This window comes from Pseudomonas rhizoryzae, assembly GCF_005250615.1.
Taxonomy (GTDB): domain Bacteria; phylum Pseudomonadota; class Gammaproteobacteria; order Pseudomonadales; family Pseudomonadaceae; genus Chryseomonas; species Chryseomonas rhizoryzae.
Genome location: NZ_SULM01000003.1, coordinates 83,974 through 110,291 on the forward strand (window position 1 = coordinate 83,974; position 26,318 = coordinate 110,291).

Genomic DNA, 26,318 nt, shown 5'->3' on the forward strand with positions numbered 1-26,318 from the left:
TAACCAGAGTCCCCTGACGTGAGCAACAAGAGATATGCCTGCATCGGCCTGAGCAACCCCAAGTCGCCGTCCAACGTCGGGTCCATCATGAGGGCGGCAGGCTGCTATGGGGTGGCCTCGGTGTTCTATACCGGCACCCGCTACGACCGTGCCAAGGACTTCGTCACCGACACCAAGAAGGTCCACCAGGACATCCCGCTGATCAACATCGACGACCTGCGCCGCATCCTGCCGCTGGGTTGCGTGCCGGTGGCGGTGGAGCTGGTGGACGGCGCCCGGCCATTGCCCGAGTACACTCATCCCGATCGTGCCCTCTATCTGTTCGGTGCCGAGGACGGTTCGCTGAGCCAGGAGCTGCGCGACTGGTGCGAGGACGTGGTGTACATCCCCACCCAGGGCTGCATGAATCTCGCGGCCACGGTCAACGTGGTGCTCTATGACCGGCTGGCGAAGGGCAATAACACCCGCTCCGGTCCACTGTTCTAAGATTTTTCAACCAAACCCCTGAGTCGGCCGGCGCAGCACCGGATCGAAGGGGTTGATGCGTGCGGCGATCACGCCCGCCTCGCGTTTGAGCAATTCGATCACCGTGGGCAGGCGCTGGGCGTTGAGACGCTCGCTCAGGGTGCCCACGCTCAGGGCCGCCACCGCCCGGCCGTTGCGGTCGAGGATGGGGACGGCCAGCCCCGCCATGCCTTCCAGCACCCCGGTGTTGCGCGCGGCGTAACCCAGGCGGCGGACGTTATCGATCTCGGCGCGCAGCAACACCTCGTCGTAGTGATGGGCGTCGCGCAGGCGCGGCAGGTTGTAGCGAATCACCTCTTCGCGCTCTTCCTCGGGCAGGAAGGCCAGGATCGCCAGGGCGCCCTGGCCGCCACCGAGGGGCACGCGTCCGCCAATGTCGCCGGTGAAGGTGCGGATGGGATAGGGCCCTTCGCTGCGATCCAAGCACATGGCGTCGAAGCCGCTGCGTGCCAGCAGGAACAGCGAGTCGCCCAGGGAGGCCGATAGCCGCAGCAGACTCGGCCGCGCCAGGTCGCGCAGATTGCCGACCTGGCCGGCGCGCGCCGCCAGGGCGAAGAAGTCCAGGCTCAGCCGATACCTCTTACTGCGGGCGCACTGCTCGACCATGCCCTCTTCCACCAGGCCACGCAGCAGCCGGTGGGTGGTGGGTTGCGACAGCCCCACGCGCTCGGCCAGGCGGGTGACCTTCTCGCCTTCGGGATCGCCCTCACTCAGGGCGCGCACCACGGCGAACACCCGGCTGATGGCGCCGACACCTGCTTCGCCTGAGGTAGCCTTACTCTCTGTGGAATTTTCCATCTCGATAATTCCTTTAAATTTCACTGAGTGAATAAATTCAGAAAAATAGTTCGATCAGTGAAAAACCTGCTTGTCCGGCATCCTAGATCGCCCTTACCTTCGGGTCCATAGGGCGATACTCACAATCACCGGACGCCGCCATTCGAGCGAGCGCCAACGTCCAGTTCCAGGCTGTCTTTCGCCCTGCCCACACCCTGCCCGCCGTCTGCGTGGGCGCGACCGGAGGAGCATTGCGGCCATGGCTTTCCTGACTCTCGACAATCTCAGCAAGCGCTACGGCGACAGCTACGCGGTGACCGGTTCGACCCTGGCCATCGAGCGCGGCGAATTCGTCTCCCTGCTCGGCCCCTCCGGCTGCGGCAAGACCACCACCCTGCAGATGATCGCCGGGTTCGTCGACGTCAGCAGCGGACGCATCCTGCTCGACGGCCAGGACATCACCCACGCCAAGCCGGCCAGCCGTGGTCTGGGGGTGGTCTTCCAGAGCTATGCGCTGTTTCCGCACATGACGGTGCGCGACAACGTCGCCTTCGGCCTGCGCATGCGCAAGGTGGCGGGCGCCGAATTGGCGCGGCGCGTCGAGGAAGCTCTCGGCCTGGTGCACCTGGGCCAGCACGCCGAGCGCTATCCGCGCGAACTCTCCGGTGGCCAGCGCCAGCGGGTGGCCCTGGCGCGGGCGCTGGTGATAGCCCCGCCGGTGCTGCTCTTGGACGAGCCGCTGTCCAACCTGGACGCCCATCTGCGCGAAGAGATGCAGTTCGAGATCCGCCGCATCCAGCGCGAGGTGGGCATCACCACCCTGATGGTGACCCACGACCAGTCCGAGGCGCTGTCCATCAGCGACCGGGTGGTGGTGATGGAGGCCGGGCGCATCACCCAGGTGGATGCGCCCTATCGGCTCTACGAGCACCCGCGCAACAGATTCATCTCCGACTTCGTCGGCAAGGCCAACCTGCTGCCCGGCAGCCTGGATGCCCAAGGCCTGCCGCAGATCGCCGCCGGTGGCACCCTGGCGATCTCGCTGCGGCCGGAAAAGATCGAGCTGCGCCCTGCTGGTGAGGGGCGTCTACAAGGGCGGGTGCTGACCCGCTTCTTCCTTGGCAGCCAGTGGCTGTACCGCCTGGAGACCACCCTTGGCGAGCTGTCGGTATTGCGCAGCAACGATGGCCAGCCGCCGCTGGACGAGGGCCAGGACGTCGGGCTGCACTGGGACGACGCTCTGCTGCGCCGCCTGGAAGCCGCGGAGGCCGCCGCATGAGCACCCTGCTGCGCGGCACCGGTCGCGCCTATCTGCTCAGCGCACCGGCGCTGGTGCTGTTCAGCGTACTGCTGTTGTTGCCCTTGGCGCTGACCCTGGTGCTGTCGTTCAACGTCTTCGACTACGAGACCGGGGTGAAGGAAGGTAGCTACACCCTGGCCCACTACCTGGCGCTGCTGAGCGACCCCTACTACTACGAGATCTTCCTGCGCACCTTCTGGATCAGCGCCCTGGTCACCCTGCTCTGCGTGCTGATCGGGGTGCCGGAGGCCATCGTCCTCAGTCGCATGGGCGCGCCCTGGCGCTCGATCTTCCTGATCCTGGTGCTGACGCCGCTGCTGATCTCGGTGGTGGTGCGCGCCTTCGGCTGGAGTCTGCTCCTGGGCGCCGATGGCCTGGTCAACCAGGCCATCGTGGCCCTGGGCGGGCGGCCGCTGAAGCTGCTCTACACCCCCTTCGCGGTAGTCGTCGGCCTGGCCCACGTGATGCTGCCCTTCATGATCATCCCGGTGTGGACCTCGCTGCAGAAACTCGACCCCGCCGCCGAACAGGCCGCGCTGTCCCTGGGCGCCAGCCACCTGACGGTGCTGCGGCGCATCGTGCTGCCCCAGGTGATGCCCGGGGTGCTCTCCGGAACCCTGATCGTCTTCGGCCTGGCCGCCAGTTCCTTCGCCATTCCCGGCCTGCTCGGCGGACGCCGGCTGAAAATGGTCGCCACCCTGATCTACGACCAGTACCTGGCCGAACTCAACTGGCCGATGGGCGCCACCCTGGCGGTGGCCCTGCTGCTGCTCAATCTGCTGGTGATGCTGGGCTGGAATCGCCTGGTGGAACGCCGCTACCAACGTGCCCTGGGAGTCTGACCCATGACCCGCAACGGCCCGCTCGGGCTCGCCTTCCATACCCTGGTGATGGTCTTCATGCTGGCGCCGCTGGTGGTGGTCTGCCTGGTGGCCTTCACCCCGGAGAACACCCTCAGCCTGCCCACCGCCGGCTTCTCGCTGCGCTGGTTCGCCGCGGTGTTCGAGCGGGCGGACTTCCTCACCGCCTTCTACAACAGCCTGCAACTGGCGGCGCTGTCGGCCAGCCTGGCGACGCTGATCGCGGTGCCGGCGGGGCTGGCCATCACCCGCTATCGCTTTCCCGGCCAGGGCTTGCTCAACGGCCTGTTCCTCTCGCCGATCATCATCCCGCACCTGGTGCTGGGTGTGGCCATGCTGCGGTTGTTCGCCCTGCTGGGGGTGAACGGCAGCTTCAGCTGGCTGGTGCTGGCCCACGTGGTGGTGATCACCCCCTATGTGCTGCGCCTGGTGATCGCCGCCGCCATCGGCATCGACCGCAGCGCCGAGCAGGCTGCCGAGAGCCTGGGCGCCAGCCGCACCACGCTGTTCTGCCGCATCACCCTGCCAATGATCCTGCCCGGGGTGGCCGGCGGCTGGCTGCTGGCCTTCATCAACAGTTTCGACGAGGTGACCCTGTCGATCTTCGTCACCTCCCCGGCGACCCAGACCCTGCCGGTGCGGATGTACGTCTACGCCACCGAATCCATCGACCCGATGATGGCGGCGGTGTCGGCCCTGGTGATCGCCCTCACCGCGGCCACCATGATCCTGCTCGACCGCATCTATGGCCTGGATCGCGTGCTGGTGGGCAAACAATGAACGACCGAGACCCCTCCATGGCACTGCTCAAGCGGGTGGCCGAACGCGACCGCCCGACCCTGGCCTTCACCCTCGATGGCCAACCGGCCGAGGGCCTGCAGGGCGATACCCTGCTCACCGCCATCCTCACCCAGAGCGATCACCTGCGCGGCAGCGACTTCGGCGGCGAACCCCGCGCCGGTTTCTGCCTGATGGGCGCCTGCCAGGACTGTTGGGTGCGCCTGGCCGATGGTCGCCGGGTGCGCGCCTGCGCCACCTTTCTCGAAGCGGGCCAGCAGGTCAGCCGCGATCCGGGGCGGTCGCTGTGAGCGCCGTCGTGGTGGTGGGCGCCGGACCGGCCGGCATTCGCGCGGCCCAGACCCTGGTCGCCCACGGCCTCAAGCCGGTGCTACTGGACGAAAGCGCGCGCGGCGGCGGCCAGATCTATCGCCAGCAACCGGGCAATTTCCAGCGCCCGATCAAGGCGCTGTACGGCTTCGAAGCGGGTAAGGCCCAGGCGCTGCACGGCGCGCTGGAAGAAATGCAAACGGTGCTGGACTACAGGCCTGACACCCTGGTGTGGAATGCCGAGCAGAGCGCCCTGGATACCCTGAGCCAGGGCCGCACTGTCGATCGCCTGGCCTTTGACCAGGTGATCGTCGCCACCGGCGCCACCGACCGCATCCTGCCGGTGCCCGGTTGGACCCTGCCCGGCGTCTACAGCCTGGGCGCCGCCCAGGTGGCGCTCAAATTCCAGGGCTGCGCCATCGGCAGCCGTCCGGTGCTGGCCGGTACCGGGCCCCTGCTCTATCTGGTGGCCTATCAATACGCCAAGGCCGGGGCCAAGCCACTGGCGGTGCTGGACAGCGCGCCCTTCCACGCCCAGGCCGCCGCTACCCCGGCCCTGCTGGGTCAACCGGCCACCTTCGCCAAGGGCCTCTACTACCGCAGCTGGCTGGCGCTGCACGGCGTACCTGTGCAGCAGGGCGCCGAGCTCCTGGCGATCGAAGGCGAACGCCGGGTGGCTGCCGTGCGCTGGCGCGCCGCCGATGGCGAAGCGCACCGACTGGAGTGCGACGCCCTGGGCTTCGGCCAGACGCTACGCAGCGAGACGCAACTGGCCGACCTGCTGGGCTGCGACTTCGCCTGGAGTGCCCTCAATCGCGCCTGGCTGCCGGTACACGACAACGGCGGCCGCAGCAGTCAGGCCGGGGTCTACCTGGCCGGCGACGGTGCCGGTATCCAAGGCGCCGACGCCGCCGAATTGGCAGGCGAGCTGGCGGCCCTGAGTCTGCTGGCAGATCGCGGTGTGGCGGTGGACGCGGCGCGAGTCGAAACCCTGCAAGGGCGCCTGGCGCGCTTCGAGGTCTTTCGCCAGGGCCTGGAGCGGGCCTTTCCCTTTCCCGCCGACTGGGCGGCCAAGGCGCCGGACGCACTCGTGGTCTGCCGCTGCGAGCAGATCAGCGCCGGCGAGATCCGCGCGGCCGTGGCCCAGGGCCATTGGGAGATCAACAGGGTCAAGGCCACCTGCCGGGTCGGTATGGGGCGCTGTCAGGGGCGCATCTGTGGCGCCGCGGCGGCCGAGTTGATCGCCTGCGCCAGTGGTCGCCCGCTGGACCAGATCGGCCGGCTGCGCGCCCAGGCGCCGATCAAGCCACTGCCCTTCGGCGTGGAGCTGGCGCCATGAGCCGGCTGGACGTGGATGTCCTGATCATCGGTGGCGGCATCGTCGGCAGCAGCGCGGCGCTGTTCCTGGCCCAGGGCGGCCAGCGCGTCGCCCTGCTGGAACGCAACTTCTGCGGTGCCCAGGCCAGTGGCGTCAACTACGGCGGGGTGCGCCGCCAGGGGCGGCCGCTGGTGCAGTTGCCGCTGTCCAGTCGTGCGCACCAGATCTGGGGCGGCCTGAGGGAATTGCTGGGTACCGATGGCGAATACCTGAGATCCGGCCACCTCAAACTGGCGCGTAGCGAGTCCGACTTCGCCGCCCTGCAGGCCTATGAGCGGTCCAGCCAGGGCTTCGGGTTGGACTTGCAGTTGCTCGACCGGAGCGAATTGCGCCGGCGCTTTCCCTGGGTCGGCGATATCGCCGTGGGCGCCTCCTTTTGCCCGGAAGACGGCCATGCCAATCCACGACTGGTCTCCCCGGCCTTCGCCCAGGCGGCCGCCCGTGCCGGTGCCCAGGTCTTCGAGCGCACCGCCGTGACGCAGGTCGAGCACGACGGCCAGCGCTTCCAGCTCCGCACCGACAGCGGCCTGACCCTGAGCGCCCCCTGGCTGCTCAATTGCGCCGGCGCCTGGGCGGCGGAGCTGGCCGCCCGCTTCGGCGAGCCGGTGCCCCTCACCGCGGCCCATCCGGCCATGCTGGTGACCGAACCCCTGCCCCTGTTCATGACCGCCAGCACTGGCGTGGAAGGCGGCGGCATCTATGCCCGCCAGGTGGCGCGGGGCAATTGCGTGCTGGGCGGCGGGCGCGGTTTCGCCCTCGACGCCGATCGCGCCCGCCCCGGCCAGCTGGCCATCCTCGACATCCTGAGGAACGCCGCCGAACTCTATCCGGCCCTGAGCGGCGCCCAGGCCATCCGCACCTGGAGCGGCGTCGAAGGCTATCTGCCGGATCACCAGCCGGTGCTCGGTCCCAGCCGCACCACCCCCGGCCTGCTGCACGGCTTCGGCTTTGCCGGCGCGGGCTTCCAGATCGGGCCGGCGGCGGGTGAAGCCCTGGCCGAATGCATCCTGCAGGGCGCGCCCCGGCATAGCCTGCAGGCCTTTTCCATCGCCCGTTTTCCTTCCCAGCCCAGGAGTTCTCAATCATGCGCCTGACCTCTGCCCTGCTCGTGGCCCTCGCCGGCCTGCCCCTGGCCGCCCTGGCCGAACCGACGCTCTACCTCGGCATGAATGGCGGCACCATGGAGCGCCTCTATGCCGACAGCGTGCTGCCCGCCTTCGAGAAGGCGCACAACGTCAAGGTGGTGATCGTGCCCGGCACCTCGGCGGACATCCTCGCCAAGGTCCAGGCCAGTCCGCAGAAGCCGCCGATCCATGTGATGTTCCTCGACGACGGCATCATGTACCGCGCCATCGGCATGAATCTGTGCAGCCCGCTCAAGCCCAGCGCGGCCCTGGCGCAGATTCCCGACAAGGCCAAGATCAAGGACCAGGCGGCGGCCGTCAGCCTGGGCGTGACCGGCCTGGCCTATAACAGCCGGCTGTTCAAGGAAAAGGGCTGGGCGGCGCCGACCTCCTGGGCGGACCTGGCCGATCCCAAGTACAAGGGCAAGGTGGTGTTCCAGTCGCTGTCCTCGTCCACCTTCGGGCTGCACGGCTTTTTGATGTTCAACCGCCTGCAAGGCGGCACCGAGCAGGACGTCGATCCGGGCTTCAAGGCCTGGCCCACCACCGTCGGCCCCAATGTGCTGGAGTACATCCCCAGCTCGGCCAAGCTGTCGGAGATGGTGCAGACCGACGAGGCGGCGCTGTTCCCGCTGACGCCCACCCAGGTCACCGCGCTCAAGCTCAAGGGTATCCCGGTGGAATACGCGCCGCCCAAGGAAGGCGCCGTGGTGCTCAACGTCGCCGAATGCGTGACCGCCAACAACGACCAGCCGGAGCTGGCCCAGCAACTGGCGGAATACCTGCTGACCCCCGAGGCCCAGGCGCCGGCGCTGGAACTCGGCGACCAGATCCCGTCCAACCCCAACACCCCCACCACCGACAAGACCCGCGGCCAGGTGGAGGCCATGCAGAACTACCTGAAGACCGCCGTGACCATCGACTGGGACGAGGTCAACAAGGTACGGCCGCAGTGGAACGCCCGCTGGAATCGGCAGGTGGAGCGCTAGTCGCTCGAACAGCGCAAACGCACCGGTGGAGGTCGACCCTGGACAACTCGGCTTCGGGGCGACCCTTCACCCTTGGCGGCTTCCATCCTCAGGAGAGCCGCCATGGCCAACCCGCCCATCACCGTTCTGCGCGATACCCAACCCCTGCCCGTGGTCGATGCCTGCAAGTGGGAGCGCATCGAAGGCGAGCCCCATACCGTCAACCTCAATGCCTACACCTCCGATGACGGCAGCAAGATCATGGGCACCTGGATCTGCACCCCTGGCAAGTGGCGCGTCGAGTACGTCAAGTGGGAGTACTGCCACTTCCAGGAGGGTTATTGCATCATCACCCCGGACGGCCAGGAGCCCATCCACCTGAAGGCCGGCGACATCTTCGTCGTCGAACCCGGTATGAAGGGCACCTGGGAAGTGGTCGAGACGGTGCGCAAGTATTTCGTCTTTGCCTGATCCTGCCAGCCCCCGGCGCTAACGCCGGGGGCCACGCCTCGGCGACCGTCGACGCCGCGGAAGAAGCGCTCGGCGTTCAGCCCAGGGCCTTGAATCCTTCGCCCAGCACGCCGAACCCCGCCCGGTCACCGCTACCTTGGACTGGGGATCGTTTTCGTAGCTGTCGAAGCCAAGGGACAGCACCAGTACGTCCGGCGCCGCCGCGACCCCTCCAGCCGGGCGAAGAAATCCGTTTCGGAAGAACCAGGGGGCATCGGCAGCTTGCGATTGCAGCCCCCGCCCTAGCCCCCGTGCGCCGGACTCACCTTGCTATGCTAGTCCGTTGGCTATCCCTGCTAAGGAGCTCCCATGGATCCCTACCCTCGCCCTGGCACCTGGCGAGAGCGCCTGTACATCATCATCTTCCACACCCATACCCCGGCGGGAAAACTCTTCGATACCCTGCTGCTGGCGGTCATCATGGCCAGTCTGACAGTCGTGATGCTGGACAGCATCCAGGCCATCCACCTGCGCTACGGCAGCTGGCTCTATGGGCTGGAATGGATCTTCACCGCCCTCTTCGCCCTGGAATACCTGCTGCGGGTGTTCTGCGCGCCCCGGCCACGGGACTACGTTTTCAGCTTCTATGGCCTGATCGATCTGCTGGCCGTGCTGCCGGCCTTCATCGCCCTGCTGGTGCCCGACGCCCAGTATCTGCTGGTCATCCGGGTACTGCGGATGATGCGGGTGTTCCGGGTGCTCAAGCTGACGCCCTACCTGAGCCAGGCGGATTTCCTCATGGTGGCGCTGAGCAGCAGCCGCCAGAAGATCACGGTCTTCCTGCTGGCCATCTGCACCCTGGTGACCATGTTCGGCACCTTCATGTATGTCATCGAAGGACCGGCCAACGGTTTCACCAGCATCCCGCGCAGCATCTATTGGGCGGTGGTGACCCTGACCACCGTGGGTTTCGGCGACATGGTGCCCAAGACGGCCCTAGGGCAAACCCTGGCGGGCATGATCATGATCACCGGTTATTCGATCATCGCCGTGCCCACCGGGATCTTTACCGCGGAGCTAGCCAACGCCATGCGCAGCGCCACCCTGCAACGCGACTGTCCGCACTGCCAGAAGCCCACCCACGAACCCGACTCATCCTTTTGCAGCCGCTGCGGCAGTCCGCTGTTTCCCCGGCAAGAGCAGAGCCCGTCGCAAGAGTCGAAGTCCTAGAGCGCAGGTGGCCTAGGGAGTGGCCTCGCTGGCATAGCAGGCCCAGGCCGGTCGCGTGGCCAGGCGCTGCAGATAGGCCCCGACCGCCGGTGCCGCGATCCGCTCCAGCGGGGTGCTGCGCCAGCGGTGCAGCGACAGGCCCAGGGCGATGTCGGCCAGGCTGAACTGCTCGCCCGCCACATAGGGACCATGCTGCGCCAGATGGGCTTCCAGAATGGCGACCCGGCCGTTCCAGGCGGCTATCCCCTCCGCCAGGCGCTGCGGATCGGGTTCTGGCGGCTGCTGCTTCACCAACGCCAGATAGGCATAGCTCCAGGCCGGATTGAGTTCGCTGGCCTGCCAGTCGAGCCACTGATCGACCTGCGCCCGAGCGCGCGGTGCGGTTGGATAAAGCGCCTCGCCACCATGGGCATTGGCGAGATAGCGCAGGATGCTGTTGGACTCCCAGAGCACGAAGTCGCCGTCCAGTAGCACCGGTATCTGCCCATTGGGATTCCACTGCAGGTACTCGGCGGACTGCGCCGAGCGAAAGCCGGCACCCCAGTCCTCGCGCTCATAGGCGAGGCCAAGTTCGTCGAGGCACCAGAGCACCTTGCGCACGTTGATGGACGAAACCCGTCCGAGGATCTTCAGCATGAGGCGGCGACCTCCAGGGGTTGGCGGCTGAGATAGGGATCGATGTTGCCGAGTGCCCGAGCCACATAGTCTGACTTTTCCCCCACCGGCGCCACATAGTGCAGGGCCTCGACCGCCGCGTCGCGTCCCACCAAGCGGGCGATGGCCCAAGCCGCCAGATAGCTGGAGGCCAGGCAACCGCCGGCCGTGGCCAGGTTGCCGCGGGCGAAGAAGGGCTGTTCCAGCACCTCGATGCCGGCTTCCTGCACCCAGGGCTTGGTGGTGAGGTCGGTACAGCCGGGCACGCCATCCAGCAGGCCGAGCCGGGCCAGCAGCAGGGTGCCGGAACACTGGGCGCCGATCAGTTGGCGGGCCGGGTCGAGCACGGCGAGTTGTGCCAGCAACGCCGCGTCCTGGGCGATCTCGCGGGTGCGGATGCCACTGCCCACCAGCACCGCAGCACAATCCGCAAGGTCCTCGAAGCCGGCCTGGCGCTCCAGGCGCACGCCGTTCATGGAGGTCACCCAGGGCGTGCGCGCCATCAGCGATACCCGCCAGTCCGGACGCTTGATGCGGTTGAGGATGCCCAGGGCGATCAGGGAGTCGAGTTCGTTGAAGCCGTCGAAGGTGAGGATGGCGAGGTGCATGGGGCGCTGCTCGATATCGGGAGGTTTCCCATTCTCATGCCCCCTCTCGAACCCGGCCAGATACAGCGCTCAGGCCAGCCAACCATACAGTCCATGCCACGTACAGGCCAGCCGCTCTGGCCTGGGGTTCTAGTTTTACGATAATGGCATCTAGCCACTAAAGTATTGTAGCTCCGAGTCGATATGTTGTTCTAACTCCCCCACTCTGCCTTTACCGACAGCCCGCAAGTAGTTCAGAGATCACGATGAACGATGAAATTCGTTACGAGCGGCATGTCAAACGGATATTCCGGCTTCCTCTACTGGTACTGCAGCCGCTGATTCTGTTGATCTGGCCCTTGAGCCTGCTGAACAATCCGCTGATCGACACCCCCTACCAACCACGCTATCTCGCCGTATTGGTGCTGCTGCTGGCCGTGACCGCGCTGCTCTGCCTGGCGCGTAGCGCGCGTATGATGAATATCGCCTTCACTGGCAACATCTGGGCGCTCGCCTTCGCCTTTCGGCTGGAGATGAACGATTCCGGGGAGCTGGGGCTTTACTGGAATCTACCGATCGCCATCCTGATCACCCTGGGTACCTGTGGCATGACCTATAGGCTCAAGGACTACCTCATCACGCTTTCCGGAGCCTGGTTCATCCTCTTCGTCGGCCAGGAGCAGCTTGCTCCCGCCACGATGCCCAGGCAGTTGGTATGGATGCTGGTCGTTACGACCCTGGCCATCGGTATCGCCTACAACTACGTCAACAGCCACTGGATGCGGCGCACCTTCAGCATGAAGGAGCGTTATCGCATCCTGGCGGAAACCGATGCCCTCACCGGGATCGCCAACCGGCGCAAACTGCTGGTGGAGCTGGAAGCCCTCATAGATTCCAGCAGCGAAAGGCCCTGTCATTTCGTCATGCTCGATGTGGATGACTTCAAGAGCATCAACGATCGCCACGGGCATCAGGGCGGGGATGAAGTACTGATCGCCCTGGCCACCGCAATGCGCACTCTCGACCCGGCGCTCAGTGTCGGACGCCTCGGCGGCGAAGAATTCGGCATCCTGGCGCAAGGGCTGAGCAACGCCCGACTAGATGAACTCCTGGAGCGCTTGCGCACCGGTCTCGCGTGCCACCCGCTCCAGCCGATCACCTTCAGCGCCGGCGCGATACGGATGCAACTAGGCGAGTCCCTGAGCGACCTCTTGCGACGCGTCGACGAAGCCCTCTATCTGGCCAAACGCCAGGGCAAGGACAGGGTCGTCTGGTCGTCCTGACGCCCTACTCCAGCTTCTCCACCTTCACCGGGGTGGTGCCGTCCTCGACCATGTCCACCCGCCGGGCCGCGGCGCGGGACAGGTCGATGATGCGGCCGCGGATATAGGGGCCTCGGTCGTTGATGCGCACGATGACGGCGCGATCGTTCTCCAGGTTGGTCACCTTGACCTTGGTGCCGAGCGGCAGGGTCTTGTGGGCGGCGACCAGTTCATTGTTGTCGAAGGTCTCGCCGCTGGCGGTTTCCTTGCCATGGAACTTGCGCGCATAGAAGGAAGCCTTGCCACGCTGTTCGAAGCTCGCTTCCTTCTTGACTGGCGCCGCGACGGTCTTGGCATCCTTTTCCTGGCAGGCGGTACAGGCGAGCACCAGGAGCAATACGAGGGTTCTGGGACGGATGAACACGTTTCACCTTCCTCTTCTTCTTGGTTCTGGGAAAGCGGTACAGGAGGGCTCGATTCAGCTAGCTATGAACCGACCCAGCCTGGGGAGGTTCGCCCGGGAGGGCGCTGGGCCGCCCTGTCTGTGACGGGCTCCGCAGGCTAGCGCGCCGGCAGCACGTACCTGAGGATGGCGACGAAATGCAGGACGCTACCGGCCATCACGAAGCCGTGCCAGATACCGTGCCAGTGGCGGAAGCGGTCGTCGAAGACGAAGAACAGGATACCGACGGTGTAGAGCACCCCGCCAGCGACCAGCCAGCCGAAGCCGGCCTCGCCCAGGGCGGCCTTGAGCGGCCCTACCGCCACCAGCACGATCCAGCCCATGGTGGCGTAGATCACCAACGACAGGACGCGCGCCTCCGAGCGCGGCTTGAGCTCCTGCAGCATGCCGATCACGGCCAACCCCCAGACGATGCCGAACAGCGTCCAGCCCCAGGGGCCGCGCAGCGTCACCAGGCAGAATGGCGTGTAGCTACCGGCGATGAGCAGATAGATCGACAGGTGATCGAGCTTTTGCAACAGGCGCTTCGCCCGTCCCTTCACGCTGTGATAGAGGGTGGACACGCTATAGAGGATCACCAGCGCCACGCCGTAGATGGCGACGCTGACGATCCGCCAGGGATCGCCCTGCAGGCTGGCCAGCACCACCAGGGTGATGGCCCCGGCCAGGGCCAGCAAGGCGCCGATGAGATGGGTCCAGGCATTGAGGCGTTCGCCGTGGTACATGCGTCCTCCGTAGCTAAGCACGCGAGGACTGGCTCAAGGCTTGGCCGAGCCCTCGCGACGGGCGGTAAGGCGCTCATAACGATCGAGCAGCGGCTGGATGGAGATGCCATGAACCGCGATGCTCAGGGCGACCACCGACAGGGTCAGGTCGACGATGGTCCCGGCCCAATCGGCCGTGACCTGGTGCGTGAGCGCGTAGCACAGGTAATACAGGCTACCAATCCCGCGGATGCCGAACCAGCCGATCAGCCCACCCTGATGGCGATCGATGCGGGTGAAAGGCAGCATGGTCGCCACGCCAAGCGGGCGGATCACCACGAACAGTAGGGCGCCCAACAGCAAGGCCCGGCTGTCCCAGTGGGTGATGAGCACCACGCCGAGCAAGGTCACCAGCAGCACCTCGAAGGAGCGCTCCACCAGGCTACCGAAGGCGAGCATGTCGCCCATCATCACGCCGGCGGCCATCCGGGGTTCTTCGATGTCCTCGGCATTGGCCACCGTGGCGCGCTCCGGTGCCCCGGTCAGGTGGCCGATCACCGGTTGCGCCAGCTGCTCGGAGGGCGTTTCCGCATTGCCGGAGGTCTGCACCTCGGCCTGGCGCAGGCCCAGGCCGGCGGCGAATACCGCGAGAAAGCCGAACGCGCCGATCTCGTCGGCCAGCACATAGGACAGCGCGATCAGCGCCAGGGCGAGGAAATCGTTGGGCGAAAGGGTGCTGTCGCCGTGCCGGGTGCGCAGAAAGATCATCAGCCGGCCCACCCCCTTGCCCATGGCGTAGCCCAGCAGCAGGCCCGCCGGCACGCCCCAGACCACGCTCTTGAGGAACCAGGCCAGCGTCCAGTCCCACTGCAATTCGCCATGGTGCAACAGCAGCAGACCGAGCAGCACGAAGGGGAAGGCAGTGCCGTCGTTGAGCCCCGCCTCGCCGGAGAGCCCGAAGCGTACCAGGTCGAAATCCTGCGCATGGTTGACCTGCACCAACCCGGCCAACACCGGATCGGTGGGCGCGAGGATGGCGCCGATCAGCAGGGCCACGCCCCAGGGCAGGCCCAGCAGGTAGTGCGCCACCAGGCAGACCCCGGCGATGCTGAGGATCATCACCGGTCCGGCCAGCAGATAGGCGCCATGCCAGGAAGAACGGTGGAACGACAGCCGTAGCTTGAGGCCGCTGACGAACAGCGAGAACAGCACGGCCACCTCGGTCAGATGACCGATCCAGGTCGCGGATTCCTGGAAGTCGACCTCGGCCAGGCCCAAGCCAATCGGACTGATGAGCATGCCAAAGGCCAGGCAGACCACCGAGGTGGTCACCGGCAGCCAGCGCAGGTAGGCGGAGGTCAGGGCCAGGATCATCAACAACGATCCCAACACCCCGACCCAGACGAGAAAAGTCATAGGGGTAGCGTGATCCAGAACTGAAGAACGAGAGCGGGTGACGGGCGACCGTCCTCTGATGGAGACTGCGCCAACGTAGCCGCGGTGCCGCCGGTCTGCCGAATGGCGCGCACCCAGGTGACCCCAAGCCCGCAGCCGGGGTCCCATGTTCCATAGTCCTCCACGGAAGGCCTCTTCTCGCATGAGCGACCATCGCCTCCGCAAGCACCGCCGCCTCGAACGCCTGCAGCGTTTTCTCGACTGGGCCAGCCGTACCCATCCTGACTTCGTCGCCAAGCAACAGCACCAGGAGCAGTGGTTCAAGCCCTATGTGGGCTATCCCTTTCCCCACCTGGGGCGGATCGCCAAGGCCTTCTGGCTGGGCCTCGACGCGTCCGCGGCGGCGGCCAACGGCACGACGCCCGAGCCGGAGACCTTGCTCGGCCAGGCTTTGCTCAGCGCCAGCAAGACCTTCGGCTATCCGGTAGACGTCTTCGGCAGCGAGAAACTCTTCACCGGCGGCGCGGCGAGCGAATTGCTCGAAGCCCATTGGGCGCTGAATCTGGCCGACAGCGACTCGGCGGCCGGCTTCGAAGCGGCGGTGGGCGAGCGCCTGGGCGCGGCGGTACGGGAGCGGCTCGCGCTGCTGGCCGGGCCCTTCGCCGAGATGGCGGCGGAAGATCGCCAGCGCGTGCTGGAACGGGTGCCCCAGGCGCTGATCCGCCTGGACGATTTCCTGCCGCGGGCGGTGGAGGTCCTCAACGAGACGCGGCACGAGCTCAGGTTCAATGTGGTGCTCAGCCACGAAGACATCCGCCTGGAAATCCCCCGGCGCCTGGCAGCGAACCAGGGGCGCCTGCTCAGTGACGCCGATGTCATCGCGCTCAAGGCCGAGGCGGAAGACGACCTGCGCCAGCGCTTCGCCGTGCTGGTGGGCGAGGCCGATGCCCTGGATTTCGATCTGCACCAGCTCGGCACGCCACGGCTGCAGGAGCTGATGCGCCAGGAGACCGACAAGCTGCGGCGGGCGCTGCGCCACGCGGTGGAGCAGCAGCGCGAGAAGATGGCCTTCGCCGTGCTGCTGGAACACAACCCGCGTTTCGCCCAGTACCACCAGAACTACCCGGCGCGGCGCCTGACCCGCACCTGGACCGCCCTGCTCGGCCCGACCAACAGCGGCAAGACCCACAGGTCCATCGAGGCCATGGCCGCGGTCACCCACGCCATCTACCTCTCGCCGCTGCGGCTGATGGCGCTGGAAAACCAGGAACGCCTGGAGTCCCTCGGGGTGCCCTGCTCCCTGGTCACCGGCGAGGAAGAGATCATTCGGCCAGGCGCCACCCACTTCTGCTGCACCGTCGAGGAATTCGCCCGCTTCCGCCGCCAGCAATGGGAGGTGGTAGTGGTCGACGAGGTGCAGATGCTGGCCGATCCGCAACGCGGCTGGGCCTGGGTCGACGCCCTGGTCAGTGCCCAGACCAAACGCTTGCTGATGACCGGTCCGGCATTGATCGAACCCTCGCTCCGCACCCTCTGCGAGCTGTGCGAGGACCGCCTGGAGATCAAGCCCACCAAGCGCCTGTCGCCGGTCACGGTGGCCCGCCACGCCACCACCCTGGAGCGACTGGAGCCGGGCTCGCTGCTGGTGGCCTTCAGCCGCCGGGTGGTGCTGGAACTCAAGGGCCTGCTGGAGATGGCCGGGCGGCGGGTCTCGGTGGTCTACGGCGCCCTGTCGCCGGAGGTGCGCCGGGAACAGGCGCGGCGCTTTCGCGAAGGCGAGACCGAAATCATGGTGGCCACCGATGCGGTGGGCATGGGCCTCAACCTGCCGGCTCACACCCTGTGCTTCTACACCGACGAAAAATTCGACGGCGTGGAGAATCGCCCGCTACGGGTGCAGGAGGTCAAGCAGATCGGCGGCCGCGCCGGGCGCTTCGGTCATCATGCCGAGGGCGAGATCACGGCGCTGGCGCCCCATGTGCTGCGCAACATCAAGCGGCTGTTCCACAGCCCGGACGATCCGGTGGACCTGCACCAATTCCAGGTGCGGCCGAGCCTGGAACACCTGCGTGCGCTCTCGGACTTCATGCAGGAACCCAGCCTGCTGCGCACCTGGCTGACCTTCAACCGCAACATCAACTACGGCGACGCCTTCGTCTCGGTACTGCCCGACGAACTGGCCGAATGGATCAAGCTGATCGACCTGCCCGGCATCGACTTCCAGCTACGCTGGATCTTCGCCTGCACCCCGATTCGCGGCGGGCTGGAGGGTCCGGCCAGTGGTCAGGCCCAACGCTGGCTTAGGATCGTCGCCCGCGGCGAACCGGTCGACCTGCCCCGCATCCCCCTGGGGACGGATCTGGCCGGTCTGGAAAGCGCCCTGCACGTGGTGGAGACCTATCTGCACCTGGCGCGCAGCCTACCGGAGCTGTTTCCCGCCCTGGCGCGCGGCGAGGAGCACCGCAGCCTGCTCAACGAGGCCATCACCCGTGAGCTGTCGCGCCGCCGCCGGCCGCGTGGCCAGGAAAAGGGTCAGGGCAAGGGTGGACGGCGCCAGGGCCGCGGCGAGCGGCGCGGGGGGCGGTTCGGGCGCTAGGCCGCACGGGATTCGCCGCCTGAAGCCGGCAGCCAGGTAGCGTGGATAACGGCGAAGCCTTATCCACCCTTCGCAGCGCCCTGCCCGTGGGCGACGCCACGCGTGTTTTCACCCAACCTATCGTAACCATGGCGGTCCGCCGATGCGGCCGCTGCTACTGGGACGCCCCTAGCGGCGACCGCGCCTTGAAGCTCCAGGTAAAGCAGAATTCGGCGACCTGATCGCCACTCTCGTCGGTGCCGAGGCTGCGCAGTTGCACCTCCTGCGGCTCGCCGGTCTCCCGCGCCAGGCGCAAGGCGGCGGCGATGGCCTCGCCCTGGTCGCAGCGAAAGACGACGGTACCCACCGCCTTCTTGGTGAAGCGGGCATTCATGGCCACCACCAGCATGGCGTAGCGACTGCCGGAGCGGCGGATGTGCAGGTCGGCGAGGATGCCGGTGGAGAATTCCGCCGCCATGCCCTCCACCGCCCAGAACATGCTCTTGAAGGGATTCTGGTTCAGCCAGCCAAGGGTCACCTGGATCTGGCAGCCGGCGGTATCGAGCTGGCGCAGGCGCAGCCCGGCGAGCTTGGCGATGGGCACCTTGGCCCAGACGAAGAGATTGAACAGCAGTCGATTCATGGGCAGCGCATCCCGTCCCGCGAGCCCCGGCAGGAGCGCCAGGTGCCGGGCAGCTTAGCGCGCTGCCTGCGGGCGCTCCATCCGCACGGCGAGCGGCCGCGCAGACAGTTCGCGACCCATGGGTCGCAGGCCCGGGGAGCGCGACGGCTCCCCGGGCAACCGCGCCCCTACAGCGGATTGGCCCGCAGTTGCTCGGCGTAGCGGCGAGTCATGAAGACGGCGAAGGCCACGCCGGCCACCGCCAGGCCGCCGCCGACCAGGCCGATATAGGACATGCCGACATGGGTACCCACCACGCTGCCCAGCAAGGCGCCGCCGCCGATGCCGACATTGTAGATACCGGAGAACAGCGCCATGGCCACGTCGGTGGCGTCCTTGGCCAGGGCCAGCACCTTGGCCTGCAGCGCCAGGCCGAAGCTCATGATGGCGACGCCCCACACCACGCTGAGGCCTTCGAGCAGGAAGCCCTTCCAGGCGAAGGGCAGCAACAACAGCAGCGACAGGGCGATACCGCCGATGGCGAGGATCAGGAAGCCGTTGGGAAATCTCAGGCTGTAGCGACTGAACAACAGCGAGCCGATCACTCCGGAGCCGCCGAACAGCAGCAACAGGGCGGTGATCTGCATACCGCCCATGCCCGCCACTTCCACGGCGAAGGGCTCGATGTAGCTATAGCCGGTGAAGTGGGCCGTCACCACCAGCACCGTGAGCAGGTACACGCACAGCAGCGCCGGCCGCTTGAACAATACCGGCAGGCTGGCCAGGGAACCCGAGTTCTCGCTGGGCAACAGTGGCAGGTTGCGTGCCAGCCAGAGTACCGTCCCCACCGCCACGGCGGCGATGGCGAGGAAGGTGTAGCGCCAGCCGAGCAACTCACCGAGCACCCGGCCCAGCGGGATACCCAGCACCATGGCCAGGCAGGTGCCGGTGGCCAACAACCCAAGGGCCTGGGTCTGCTTGCCGGGGGGAGCGATGCGCACGGCGAGCGAGGCGGTTATCGACCAGAACACCGCGTGGGCGAAGGCGATGCCGACCCGGCTGGCCACCAGCGCCTCGAAGCTCCAGGCCACGCCTGACAGGGCATGACAGGCGATGAAGACGATGAAGACGAACACCAACAGGCGCCGCCGCTCGATGGAACGGGTGGCGAGCATCATCGGCAGGGACATCAAGGCGACCACCCAGGCATAGATGGTCAGCATCAGCCCGACCTGGGAGGCGCGCATGTCGAAGCTGCGCCCGATGTCGCTGAGCAACGCCACCGGGACGAACTCCGTGGTATTGAAGATGAAGGCGGCCAGGGCCAAGGCGATGACACCGGACCACGTGGATTTCCGGGCTTCGGCGTTAGCATCCATCAAAGATCTTCTACTCCCGAGCGGGTGGATGGATCGTGGCCCCGAGCGGGGCCCGACGACGAAAACCCACGAGCAAAACCGCTGCCCGCCTGCGCCGAAAGGATCGCGAGCGAGAAGGTCGTCGTAGGTCAGGATTTTCTTGAATGTAGTAAAAATTCTACGCCGTTGTTTCGGACGACCACAACCGCCCCCACCGCCCGCCGACCCTGGCGTTCAGCCCAAGCCTGACGCCAACTCCTTGTTCAGCCAGGTTTTTCGCATCAGTTCGAGCCGTGTTCAGTGCGACAAAACATCGCGAAACCTTTCGGCGTCGCCAGGCTTCGAATTGACGAGGCGCAGCGGTTGACCTTGCCCCGAGGGCAAGCTCTAGCCTCAGCCTCGCCCCCTTTCTCCAGGAGCTTCCCTCATGCGTATCGCCCTGCCCACTACCCTGCTCGCCCTCACCCTGCTGGTAAGCGGTGCCGCCAGTGCCGCCGAGGAGACTCACCAGGCTCATCAGGACATGCAGAAGAGCATGGACGCCATGCACCAGGGCATGGAGGAAGGCCTCAAGGCCAAGAACCCGGATCTCGGCTTCGCCAAGGGCATGCTGGCTCACCATGAGGGCGCCCTCGACATGGCCCGCTACGAACTCCAGCATGGCAAGGACCCGGAAATGCGCAAGCTGGCCGAAGACATCATCCAGGCCCAGCAAAAGGAGATCGACCAGCTCAAACGCTGGATCCAGGCCCATGGCAAGTGATGACCGGGCACGCGCGGGACTGGCACAGGGCAAGGCCAGTCCCGTCGCGGAGACCACCATGCTGATCGACCATCTGGATCACCTGGTCCTGACCACCGTGGACTTCGCCGCCTGCGAGGATTGCTACACCCCGGTGCTGGGGAGGTAGTTCTAAGTCGACTGGACAATCTCTTGCTGGCGCTTTTCAGCGCGGGCGGCGTCACTACTTTTCGCCATAGCTTCGCGATGACGCGTGATGACTGAGGCGGCGAACATAGAGCTATGACGCCGCCACTCCTTGGTCGAAACCATCAATCAAGCTGGGTTTTCATGAGCCCGACGTAGTGGCGGGCAACGCCACGCGTCTCCGGCGCAACAGGGCGTACATTCCCGCCGACAGCAAGAACGTCAAAGGCGCGGAAAACGGTTGCAGGCTCTGGCCCCCTTCCATCAGCGCGAAACCCAGCAGCGCACCGCAGAACCAGGCGGCAAGGCCGACGCCATTCAGCCGGGCCGGCTCATCTGACGATGACGGCACCTTGCCCAGTATGTGCGCCAGGGCAACGCCGACCCAGGCCACCACGAAGACGCCCTGCCAGGCCAAGGCCTTGAGCAGCCAGGCGAAGACATCGGCCAGCATCAGGGCATAGACCACCGCCCCGACAACCAGGGCCCAGACCAGTCTGGACGCGCGCAAATGGAACACCTCGCCGAAGAACGCCTGCATGTTCTCCGTTGCCAGATAGTAGTTGGCGGTGTTGATCCGCGTCTGCGTCACCCAGACGAACAGCAAGCCCCACAGCCCCATCAGCTTGAGGATCGCCAGCAACACGGTGACCTCGCTGAGCGCGCCATCCCGCGGAATGCTGCTGGCCAGGTAGATGCCGGCCATGCCGTTGAGTAGAAAGGTCACCAGATAGAACGGCATGCCGAAGTTCCAGCGACCGTGCCAGGCAGCGTCTTCCGGCCTGCCGAAGCGGGCGTAATCGAAGGTGAACATCATCAGTACCCAGACCCCCATGTAGGCACTGAAGCAGTTCCACCAGCCCCCTGCCGGCGGCTGCGCCGGGCCGAAGTCCAGCCACTGGGGCTGGTAACCATACTTGCCGATGGACAAGGCCACCGCTGCCAGCAGGCCGAACAGGTAGAACGGCAGCAGCACGCCGTTGAAGCGATCCAGCCAGTGCTGTACGCCGCCGAAGATCAGCGGGACGCTGTACACCACCACCAGCAGCGCTGCCAGCGAGTAGGAAACCCCGGGATACAGGTGATTGAGCGCCACCGCGATCACCGAGCCTTCGAATATGGCGTAGTAGATGGCGGTGGAGAAGAAGATCAAGGTCGCCAGCGAGGCGCCCAGCGAACCGAACAGCACGCGTGAGAACAAGGCCACGGAGAGTCCGGTACGCATGGCATAGCGGCTGATCACCGCGTTGATCAGTCCGTAGCAGAGCACCGACAGCACCATGCCGAAGATGGCGTTGCGAGCGCCGTAGGCCAGCGCCAGCGAGGCGCCAACGACGATGTAGAACATGGCGCTGCATACGGCCCACCAGGCCATGCTCAGGGAAAGCCGGCCCATTCGGGCATGGCTGGGAAGATGGGGAACGGAAGAGTCGACCTCGGGATGTTGCGACAGACTTGCCATCTTGGTTGCTCCGCAAGATTGGGTTCTGTACGAAAAGTCGCCGAGCGACGGTCAGGCGAAGCGCTTTTCAACGAAGCATCACCGAGCGCAGGCATTTTTCGTACAGAATTTAGGGGTGGCGAGCGGCAGCAGGACGCCCTGGCGGCGCCCTCAGGGGAACCACCCGGTGTCGTACCGCCGCGGCGTTTTATTGGCTAGGCAAGAAAGAAGCGATGGAGTTTTTCGAGTTGTTGGTTGTATCGACGGCGCGCCGCCAGGGCCTCCTCCAGGGTGATGGCGACGAAGCGGGCCTTCTGGTTGGGTTGCATCTGGGCCATGAGATTGAGATCCGGACTGATCACCGTGCCGATGGTGGCGTAGCCGCCGCCGGACACCGCATCGCGGTGCAGGATGATCGGCTCCAGTCCGCCGGGTACCTGGATCGAGCCGATCGGGTAACAGGCGTCGACGATGTTCGACGGATCGGAGCCGGCGCCGAACGGCTGCTCGCGCGGCTCGAACACCAGTGGGGTGCCGCCTTTGAAGCGGTAGCCGGTGCGATCCGCCTCGGAACCGACGGTCCAGGTGTCGGCGAAGAAGCGCTCAGCGGCCTGCGCCGTCAGGCGGTGGTGATAAAGGCCAGGCAGCACCCGTAGACTGACCTCACCGCCGACGTCGATCTGCAGCGAACGCGGCAACACCAGTCCTTCCTGCCCACGAGTGTTCGGTTCGCCCAACGGCAGCTCATCGCCAGCCTGTAGGCGCCGCCCGTTGAATCCCCCGATGGCCCCCAGGCCATAGGTCGAGCGGCTGTCCAGCACTGGCGGCACGGCAATGCCGCCATCGATGGCGATATAGCCGCGGGCGCCCGCCTTGATGAAGTCGAAGCCCAGCACCTGCCCGGCACGCACCCGGAAGGCGGTGTCCAGCGGCATCTCGGCGCCATCCAGGCGCGGGGTCATGGCCGCGCCGCAGATGGCTACCAAGGCGTCGCGCTGGACTTCGAACTGCGGGCCGAGCAGCGTGCATTCGAGCACCGCCGCCATGGCCGGATTCCCCACCAGCAGGTTGGCGGCGCGCAACGCATACTGGTCGAGCGCCCCGGACGGCGGGATGCCCAGGTGGTAGTAACCCTCGCGGCCGCCATCCTGCACCGAGGTCGCAAGTCCGGGCTTGAGTACCTTAAGCGACATGGAGCACCTCCTGCAGGCGCTGCGTGCAGCCCTGGGGATCGTTGAGGAAAGCGTCGAGGTCGAACTCGACCGGACGAATACGCAGGTCGAAACTACCCGCCTCCACGGCGGCGCTCGCCTGGTCGTACTCGGCACGATCGATCGGCTTGAACTGGACGATGTCGCCGGCGCGGAAGAACACCATGGAAGCCTTCAGGTAGCCCAGGCGCTGCTGCGGGTCGTAGATCGGCGCCGGGGTGATGCCGAACATCTGGTAGCCGCCGGCGCCCCGTACCGAGTAGATACAACCGAAGCAGCCGCCGTGACCGAGGGTCAGTTTCGGCGTGTCGGTGCGCGGCCGCAGGTACTTGGGCACCTGCAACTGCCGCTCGCGCTCGACCATCTGGTACATGAACGGCAGGCCGGCGACGAAGCCGACCATGGAGACGAACCACGGCGTGCCGCTGTGCGCCTCGATGAACGCCTGGGTGTCTCGGTAGCCGTTGATCCGCGTCGCGTATTCCAGGTCGGTGGAGTCAGGGTCCTGATGGCGGTCACGGAAGCGCATCAGCGTCTCGTGGGTCCAGGGGTCGTTGTACAGCACCGGGATCTCGATGATCCGCGTCTGGATGCGCCGCTCGGTAGTGGCCAGCGCTTCCAGTTCGCGTACCTGGTCGAGCAGCGCCTGCGGAGCGATCAGGTCGGGATTGAAACGCACCTGGAACGAGGCATTGGCCAGGCAGACGTCCAGCACACCGGGAATCCGCTGCTGCTCGATAGCGCGGGTAACGGCCATGCCACGAAAGAACGCCGCCAGCGACATGGACTCGGCGACCTCGGCGAACAGGTGCTCGTCGCCGCCGAAGCTGTAACGGATCTGCTCATGCATCTCACACCTCCGCGGTAGCCGAACGCTCGGCCAGCCAGGTTTCCAAGGTACCGGTATCGAACCGCGCCGCCTGAACGCGCGCATCGGCCAGCAGCCAGCGGTGCAGCGACAGGGTGGTCGCCATGCCGGTCAGCTCGGTGTCCGCCAACGCTTGCCGGGCTCGGGCGAAGGCTTCCGCGCGATCCCGGCCATGGACGATGATCTTCGCCAACAGCGAGTCGTAGTACGGCGGCACGCGATAGCCGGGGTACAGGTGGCTGTCCACCCGCACGCCCTCGCCCTGCGGCCAACCCAGACTTTCCACAACGCCCGGACAGGGAAAGAAGTTGCGCGCCGGATCCTCGGCATTGATGCGCATCTCGAGTGCCGCACCCTGTAAACGGATATCGCCCTGGCACAGCGTCAGGGGCTCGCCACCCGCGATGCGCAGCATGGCCTGCACCAAGTCGATGCCGGTGATCATCTCGCTGACCGGGTGCTCGACCTGGATGCGGGTATTCATCTCGATGAAGAAGAATTCGCCGCTGTGCTCATCGAACAGGTATTCCAGGGTACCGGCGCCGCGATAGCCCAGGCGCTGCGCCAGGCGTACCGCACTCGCGCAGAGGGCTTCGCGCTGGCTTTCATTCAGCGCGGCCGAGGGCGCTTCCTCGAAGACCTTCTGCCGGCGCCGCTGCAGCGAACACTCGCGCTCGAACAGGTGCACGACACGCTCACCGTCACCAAGGACCTGCACTTCGATGTGTCGCGCCCGGTGGATGAAGCGCTCCAGATACACCGCACCGGAGCCGAACGCCGCCTGCGCCTCGCGCTGAGCAACCGGAAATTCGCGGCGCAGTTCATCGGCATCCTGGGCGATGCGGATACCACGCCCGCCGCCACCGGCAGACGCCTTGATCAACAACGGATAGCCGACCTCCTGCGCACAGCGCAATGCCGACTCGAGGTCCTCCAGCTCACCCGGCGAGCCCGGCACCACCGGCACACCGGCTTCCCTCGCGGTACGCCGCGCCTCGGCCTTGTCGCCCATGCGGCGGATGGTCTGCGCATCCGGACCGACGAAGATCAGTCCGGCATCGACCACCGCCTGGGCGAAAGCGGCGTTCTCGGAGAGGAAGCCATAGCCGGGGTGGATCGAGTCCGCACCGCTATCCCGCGCCGCCTGCAGCAAGGCCTCGGCATTGAGGTAGCTGCGGTCGGCACGGGCCGGACCGATGATCCGTACTTCGTCGGCCTGGCGCGCCGCCAGTGAATCGGCATCCGCTTCGCTGCAGGCCGCAACGGTGGGAATCCCCAGGGCTCGCGCCGCGCGGATGATGCGTACGGCGATCTCGCCACGATTGGCGATCAGCAGTTTCTTCAGCATGCTCAGGCCCTCAGGCGTCGACGCTGATGGTCGCGAGTGCCTGCCCCGGCTCGACCGGATCGCCGTCTTCCACCAAGAAGGCCTGCAGGGTACCGGCACGCTCGGCGAGCACTTCGGAGAACTGCTTCATCACCTCGATCAGTCCGATCACCCTGCCGGGTTCGACCCACTGGCCCACCTCCACATAGACCGGGGCGTCCGGCGCCGACTTGCGGTAGAAGGTGCCCGGCAAGGGCGACTGCACATTATGTTCGGCCACGGCTGTTCCTCATTATTCGAATGTGTGGATGGCAGATTCAAAAAAGGGGATCCCGGCGTGCGGGGGGCGCTCAGCGCGGCGCCTTGATGGTGATGCCCGCGTCCTGCAAGGCCGCTCGGATCGCCTGGACCAGCGCCAGTGCGCCGGGGGTGTCACTGTGGATACAGATCGAATCGAAGGCGATTTCGATGTCGTCGCCCTCGACCGTGTGCACGCATCCCTCCTGGCAGGCCCGCAGCACCTTGGCGGCCACCTCCTGAGGATCGAGCGCCTTGACTCGGCGGATGAAGACGATGGAGCCGCTGTTGTCGTAATCGCGATCGGCGTAGAACTCGCGTACCGTCGGCTGGCCCAACGCCTGGGCGACGCGCCAGGTGGCCGAACCGGGCATGCAGAACAGCAGGAGCTGCGGATCGACCCGCTGCAGCGTCTCGACGAATTCGCGGGCGGCCCGCTCGTCTCGCGCCAGGTGCATGTACAAGGCGCCGTGCGGCTTGATGTGCTGCAGCGCCGCGCCGTGCAGGCGCGCGAACTCACGCAGGGCGCCGAGCTGGTAGAGCATGTCGTTGATCAGCTCGGTGACGGGTGCGTCGAGGTACCGACGGCCGAAGCCGACCAGGTCACGGAAGCCGGGGTGGGCACCGATACCTACGCCGAGTTCGAGGGCCCGCTCGACGGTACGGCGCATGATGTTCGGATCACCGGCGTGGAAACCGGTGGCGATGTTGGCACTGCTGATCAGCGGCATGATCGCCTCATCCACGCCATCGCCGATGGTCCAGGGGCCGAAACCTTCACCCATGTCGGAATTGAGATCGACTGTCTTCATCACCGCGTGGCCTCTGTCTTCGAAGGTGCAAGGTCAGTGCAGTGACGTTAAGTCGCAGGGGTGGTATTGGGTAGATTTATTATCCGATAGAGTAG

Annotated in this window: 27 protein-coding genes and 2 pseudogenes; 14 read left to right on the forward strand and 15 right to left on the reverse strand. The window is 66.2% G+C overall.

Features of this window, described 5'->3' with window-relative positions:
• The first annotated feature begins 18 nt into the window (after positions 1–18).
• The gene (locus tag FAZ11_RS04955) at positions 19–486 is read left to right on the forward strand and encodes an RNA methyltransferase (protein WP_007160503.1); all 468 of its coding nucleotides are present in this window, start codon (positions 19–21) and stop codon (positions 484–486) included.
• Positions 487–492: 6 nt separating this feature from the next.
• Here the strand turns inward: FAZ11_RS04955 and FAZ11_RS04960 are convergent, their stop codons facing one another.
• Positions 493–1,323 (reverse strand): IclR family transcriptional regulator, encoded by an 831-nt coding sequence (locus FAZ11_RS04960; RefSeq protein ID WP_058773633.1) that lies wholly within the window; start codon positions 1,321–1,323, stop codon positions 493–495.
• Between the two features lie 238 nt (positions 1,324–1,561).
• Between FAZ11_RS04960 and FAZ11_RS04965 the strand changes: the two genes are divergently transcribed.
• From FAZ11_RS04965 to FAZ11_RS05000, 8 genes are all read left to right on the forward strand, one after another.
• On the forward strand, positions 1,562–2,581 hold the full coding sequence (locus FAZ11_RS04965) for an ABC transporter ATP-binding protein (protein WP_058773632.1): 1,020 nt from the start codon (positions 1,562–1,564) through the stop codon (positions 2,579–2,581).
• Complete coding sequence (locus FAZ11_RS04970) at positions 2,578–3,444, forward strand: ABC transporter permease (protein ID WP_058783144.1); 867 nt, start codon at positions 2,578–2,580, stop codon at positions 3,442–3,444. Before FAZ11_RS04965 ends, FAZ11_RS04970 begins: the two co-directional genes overlap by 4 nt.
• Before the next feature lie 3 nt (positions 3,445–3,447).
• Positions 3,448–4,242 (forward strand): ABC transporter permease, encoded by a 795-nt coding sequence (locus FAZ11_RS04975; RefSeq protein ID WP_058768537.1) that lies wholly within the window; start codon positions 3,448–3,450, stop codon positions 4,240–4,242.
• Between the two features lie 17 nt (positions 4,243–4,259).
• On the forward strand, positions 4,260–4,550 hold the full coding sequence (locus FAZ11_RS04980) for a (2Fe-2S)-binding protein (RefSeq protein ID WP_058768538.1): 291 nt from the start codon (positions 4,260–4,262) through the stop codon (positions 4,548–4,550).
• Positions 4,547–5,908 (forward strand): NAD(P)/FAD-dependent oxidoreductase, encoded by a 1,362-nt coding sequence (locus FAZ11_RS04985; protein WP_058773621.1) that lies wholly within the window; start codon positions 4,547–4,549, stop codon positions 5,906–5,908. The genes FAZ11_RS04980 and FAZ11_RS04985 overlap by 4 nt, the downstream gene beginning before the upstream one ends.
• A complete protein-coding gene (locus FAZ11_RS04990) occupies positions 5,905–7,041 on the forward strand; it encodes an NAD(P)/FAD-dependent oxidoreductase (RefSeq protein WP_058783143.1) in 1,137 nt (378 codons plus the stop codon). Before FAZ11_RS04985 ends, FAZ11_RS04990 begins: the two co-directional genes overlap by 4 nt.
• Positions 7,032–8,060, forward strand: coding sequence for an ABC transporter substrate-binding protein (locus FAZ11_RS04995; protein WP_058773619.1), 1,029 nt, complete (start codon positions 7,032–7,034; stop codon positions 8,058–8,060). The genes FAZ11_RS04990 and FAZ11_RS04995 overlap by 10 nt, the downstream gene beginning before the upstream one ends.
• A gap of 102 nt (positions 8,061–8,162) precedes the next feature.
• Positions 8,163–8,510, forward strand: coding sequence for a cupin domain-containing protein (locus FAZ11_RS05000; RefSeq protein WP_058773618.1), 348 nt, complete (start codon positions 8,163–8,165; stop codon positions 8,508–8,510).
• Positions 8,511–8,589: 79 nt separating this feature from the next.
• Here the strand turns inward: FAZ11_RS05000 and FAZ11_RS25335 are convergent.
• Positions 8,590–8,791: pseudogene (locus FAZ11_RS25335) on the reverse strand (histone deacetylase family protein); the annotation flags it as partial.
• A 67-nt stretch (positions 8,792–8,858) separates the two neighbouring features.
• On the opposite strand from FAZ11_RS25335, the gene FAZ11_RS05010 reads away from it, so the two are divergent.
• Entirely contained in the window at positions 8,859–9,719 is an 861-nt protein-coding gene (locus FAZ11_RS05010) for an ion transporter (RefSeq protein ID WP_058773617.1), read from the forward strand.
• A 12-nt stretch (positions 9,720–9,731) separates the two neighbouring features.
• Here the strand turns inward: FAZ11_RS05010 and FAZ11_RS05015 are convergent, their stop codons facing one another.
• Together FAZ11_RS05015 and FAZ11_RS05020 are read right to left on the reverse strand one after the other, a co-directional pair.
• Positions 9,732–10,355 carry a glutathione S-transferase family protein gene (locus tag FAZ11_RS05015; protein WP_058773616.1) on the reverse strand — a complete coding sequence of 208 codons (624 nt, stop codon included), beginning with the start codon at positions 10,353–10,355 and terminating at the stop codon, positions 9,732–9,734.
• Positions 10,349–10,981 carry a DJ-1/PfpI family protein gene (locus tag FAZ11_RS05020; protein WP_058773615.1) on the reverse strand — a complete coding sequence of 211 codons (633 nt, stop codon included), beginning with the start codon at positions 10,979–10,981 and terminating at the stop codon, positions 10,349–10,351. Before FAZ11_RS05020 ends, FAZ11_RS05015 begins: the two co-directional genes overlap by 7 nt.
• 245 nt (positions 10,982–11,226) lie before the next feature.
• Here FAZ11_RS05020 and FAZ11_RS05025 point away from each other — a divergent pair, with 245 nt between their 5' ends.
• Entirely contained in the window at positions 11,227–12,243 is a 1,017-nt protein-coding gene (locus FAZ11_RS05025) for a GGDEF domain-containing protein (protein ID WP_058764450.1), read from the forward strand.
• A gap of 4 nt (positions 12,244–12,247) precedes the next feature.
• On the opposite strand, the gene FAZ11_RS05030 is transcribed toward FAZ11_RS05025, so the two are convergent.
• From FAZ11_RS05030 to FAZ11_RS05040, 3 genes are all read right to left on the reverse strand, one after another.
• A complete protein-coding gene (locus FAZ11_RS05030) occupies positions 12,248–12,646 on the reverse strand; it encodes a septal ring lytic transglycosylase RlpA family protein (RefSeq protein WP_058764452.1) in 399 nt (132 codons plus the stop codon).
• A 137-nt stretch (positions 12,647–12,783) separates the two neighbouring features.
• Positions 12,784–13,410 (reverse strand): PAQR family membrane homeostasis protein TrhA, encoded by a 627-nt coding sequence (gene trhA / locus FAZ11_RS05035; RefSeq protein WP_058773614.1) that lies wholly within the window; start codon positions 13,408–13,410, stop codon positions 12,784–12,786.
• A gap of 33 nt (positions 13,411–13,443) precedes the next feature.
• On the reverse strand, positions 13,444–14,805 hold the full coding sequence (locus FAZ11_RS05040) for a cation:proton antiporter (protein ID WP_193557138.1): 1,362 nt from the start codon (positions 14,803–14,805) through the stop codon (positions 13,444–13,446).
• Positions 14,806–14,986: 181 nt separating this feature from the next.
• Here FAZ11_RS05040 and FAZ11_RS05045 point away from each other — a divergent pair, with 181 nt between their 5' ends.
• Positions 14,987–17,380, forward strand: a complete 2,394-nt coding sequence (locus tag FAZ11_RS05045; RefSeq protein ID WP_058773612.1) for a DEAD/DEAH box helicase — start codon at positions 14,987–14,989, stop codon at positions 17,378–17,380.
• A gap of 154 nt (positions 17,381–17,534) precedes the next feature.
• Here the strand turns inward: FAZ11_RS05045 and FAZ11_RS05050 are convergent, their stop codons facing one another.
• Both FAZ11_RS05050 and FAZ11_RS05055 read right to left on the reverse strand, forming a co-directional pair.
• Positions 17,535–18,002 (reverse strand): DUF4442 domain-containing protein, encoded by a 468-nt coding sequence (locus FAZ11_RS05050; protein WP_058773611.1) that lies wholly within the window; start codon positions 18,000–18,002, stop codon positions 17,535–17,537.
• A gap of 167 nt (positions 18,003–18,169) precedes the next feature.
• Positions 18,170–19,360: a sugar transporter gene (locus tag FAZ11_RS05055; protein ID WP_058764461.1), complete on the reverse strand. Its 1,191-nt coding sequence runs from the start codon at positions 19,358–19,360 to the stop codon at positions 18,170–18,172.
• 406 nt (positions 19,361–19,766) lie between these two features.
• Between FAZ11_RS05055 and copM the strand changes: the two genes are divergently transcribed.
• A complete protein-coding gene (gene copM, locus FAZ11_RS05060) occupies positions 19,767–20,102 on the forward strand; it encodes a CopM family metallochaperone (RefSeq protein WP_058764463.1) in 336 nt (111 codons plus the stop codon).
• A 61-nt stretch (positions 20,103–20,163) separates the two neighbouring features.
• Positions 20,164–20,244: pseudogene (locus tag FAZ11_RS05065) on the forward strand (VOC family protein); the annotation flags it as partial.
• 165 nt (positions 20,245–20,409) lie between these two features.
• Here the strand turns inward: FAZ11_RS05065 and FAZ11_RS05070 are convergent.
• The 6 genes from FAZ11_RS05070 to FAZ11_RS05095 all read right to left on the reverse strand — a co-directional run bounded on the left by FAZ11_RS05070 (position 20,410) and on the right by FAZ11_RS05095 (position 26,223).
• On the reverse strand, positions 20,410–21,729 hold the full coding sequence (locus FAZ11_RS05070; protein WP_058773610.1) for a purine-cytosine permease family protein: 1,320 nt from the start codon (positions 21,727–21,729) through the stop codon (positions 20,410–20,412).
• Between the two features lie 194 nt (positions 21,730–21,923).
• Positions 21,924–22,901 (reverse strand): 5-oxoprolinase subunit C family protein, encoded by a 978-nt coding sequence (locus FAZ11_RS05075; RefSeq protein ID WP_058773609.1) that lies wholly within the window; start codon positions 22,899–22,901, stop codon positions 21,924–21,926.
• Complete coding sequence (locus tag FAZ11_RS05080) at positions 22,891–23,769, reverse strand: 5-oxoprolinase subunit B family protein (RefSeq protein WP_058773608.1); 879 nt, start codon at positions 23,767–23,769, stop codon at positions 22,891–22,893. The genes FAZ11_RS05075 and FAZ11_RS05080 overlap by 11 nt, the downstream gene beginning before the upstream one ends.
• Position 23,770: 1 nt before the next feature.
• Positions 23,771–25,135 (reverse strand): acetyl-CoA carboxylase biotin carboxylase subunit, encoded by a 1,365-nt coding sequence (locus tag FAZ11_RS05085; RefSeq protein WP_058773607.1) that lies wholly within the window; start codon positions 25,133–25,135, stop codon positions 23,771–23,773.
• Positions 25,136–25,145: 10 nt separating this feature from the next.
• Positions 25,146–25,394: an acetyl-CoA carboxylase gene (locus tag FAZ11_RS05090; protein WP_058764472.1), complete on the reverse strand. Its 249-nt coding sequence runs from the start codon at positions 25,392–25,394 to the stop codon at positions 25,146–25,148.
• 70 nt (positions 25,395–25,464) lie between these two features.
• Entirely contained in the window at positions 25,465–26,223 is a 759-nt protein-coding gene (locus FAZ11_RS05095) for a 5-oxoprolinase subunit PxpA (RefSeq protein ID WP_058773606.1), read from the reverse strand.
• Positions 26,224–26,318: the final 95 nt, after the last annotated feature.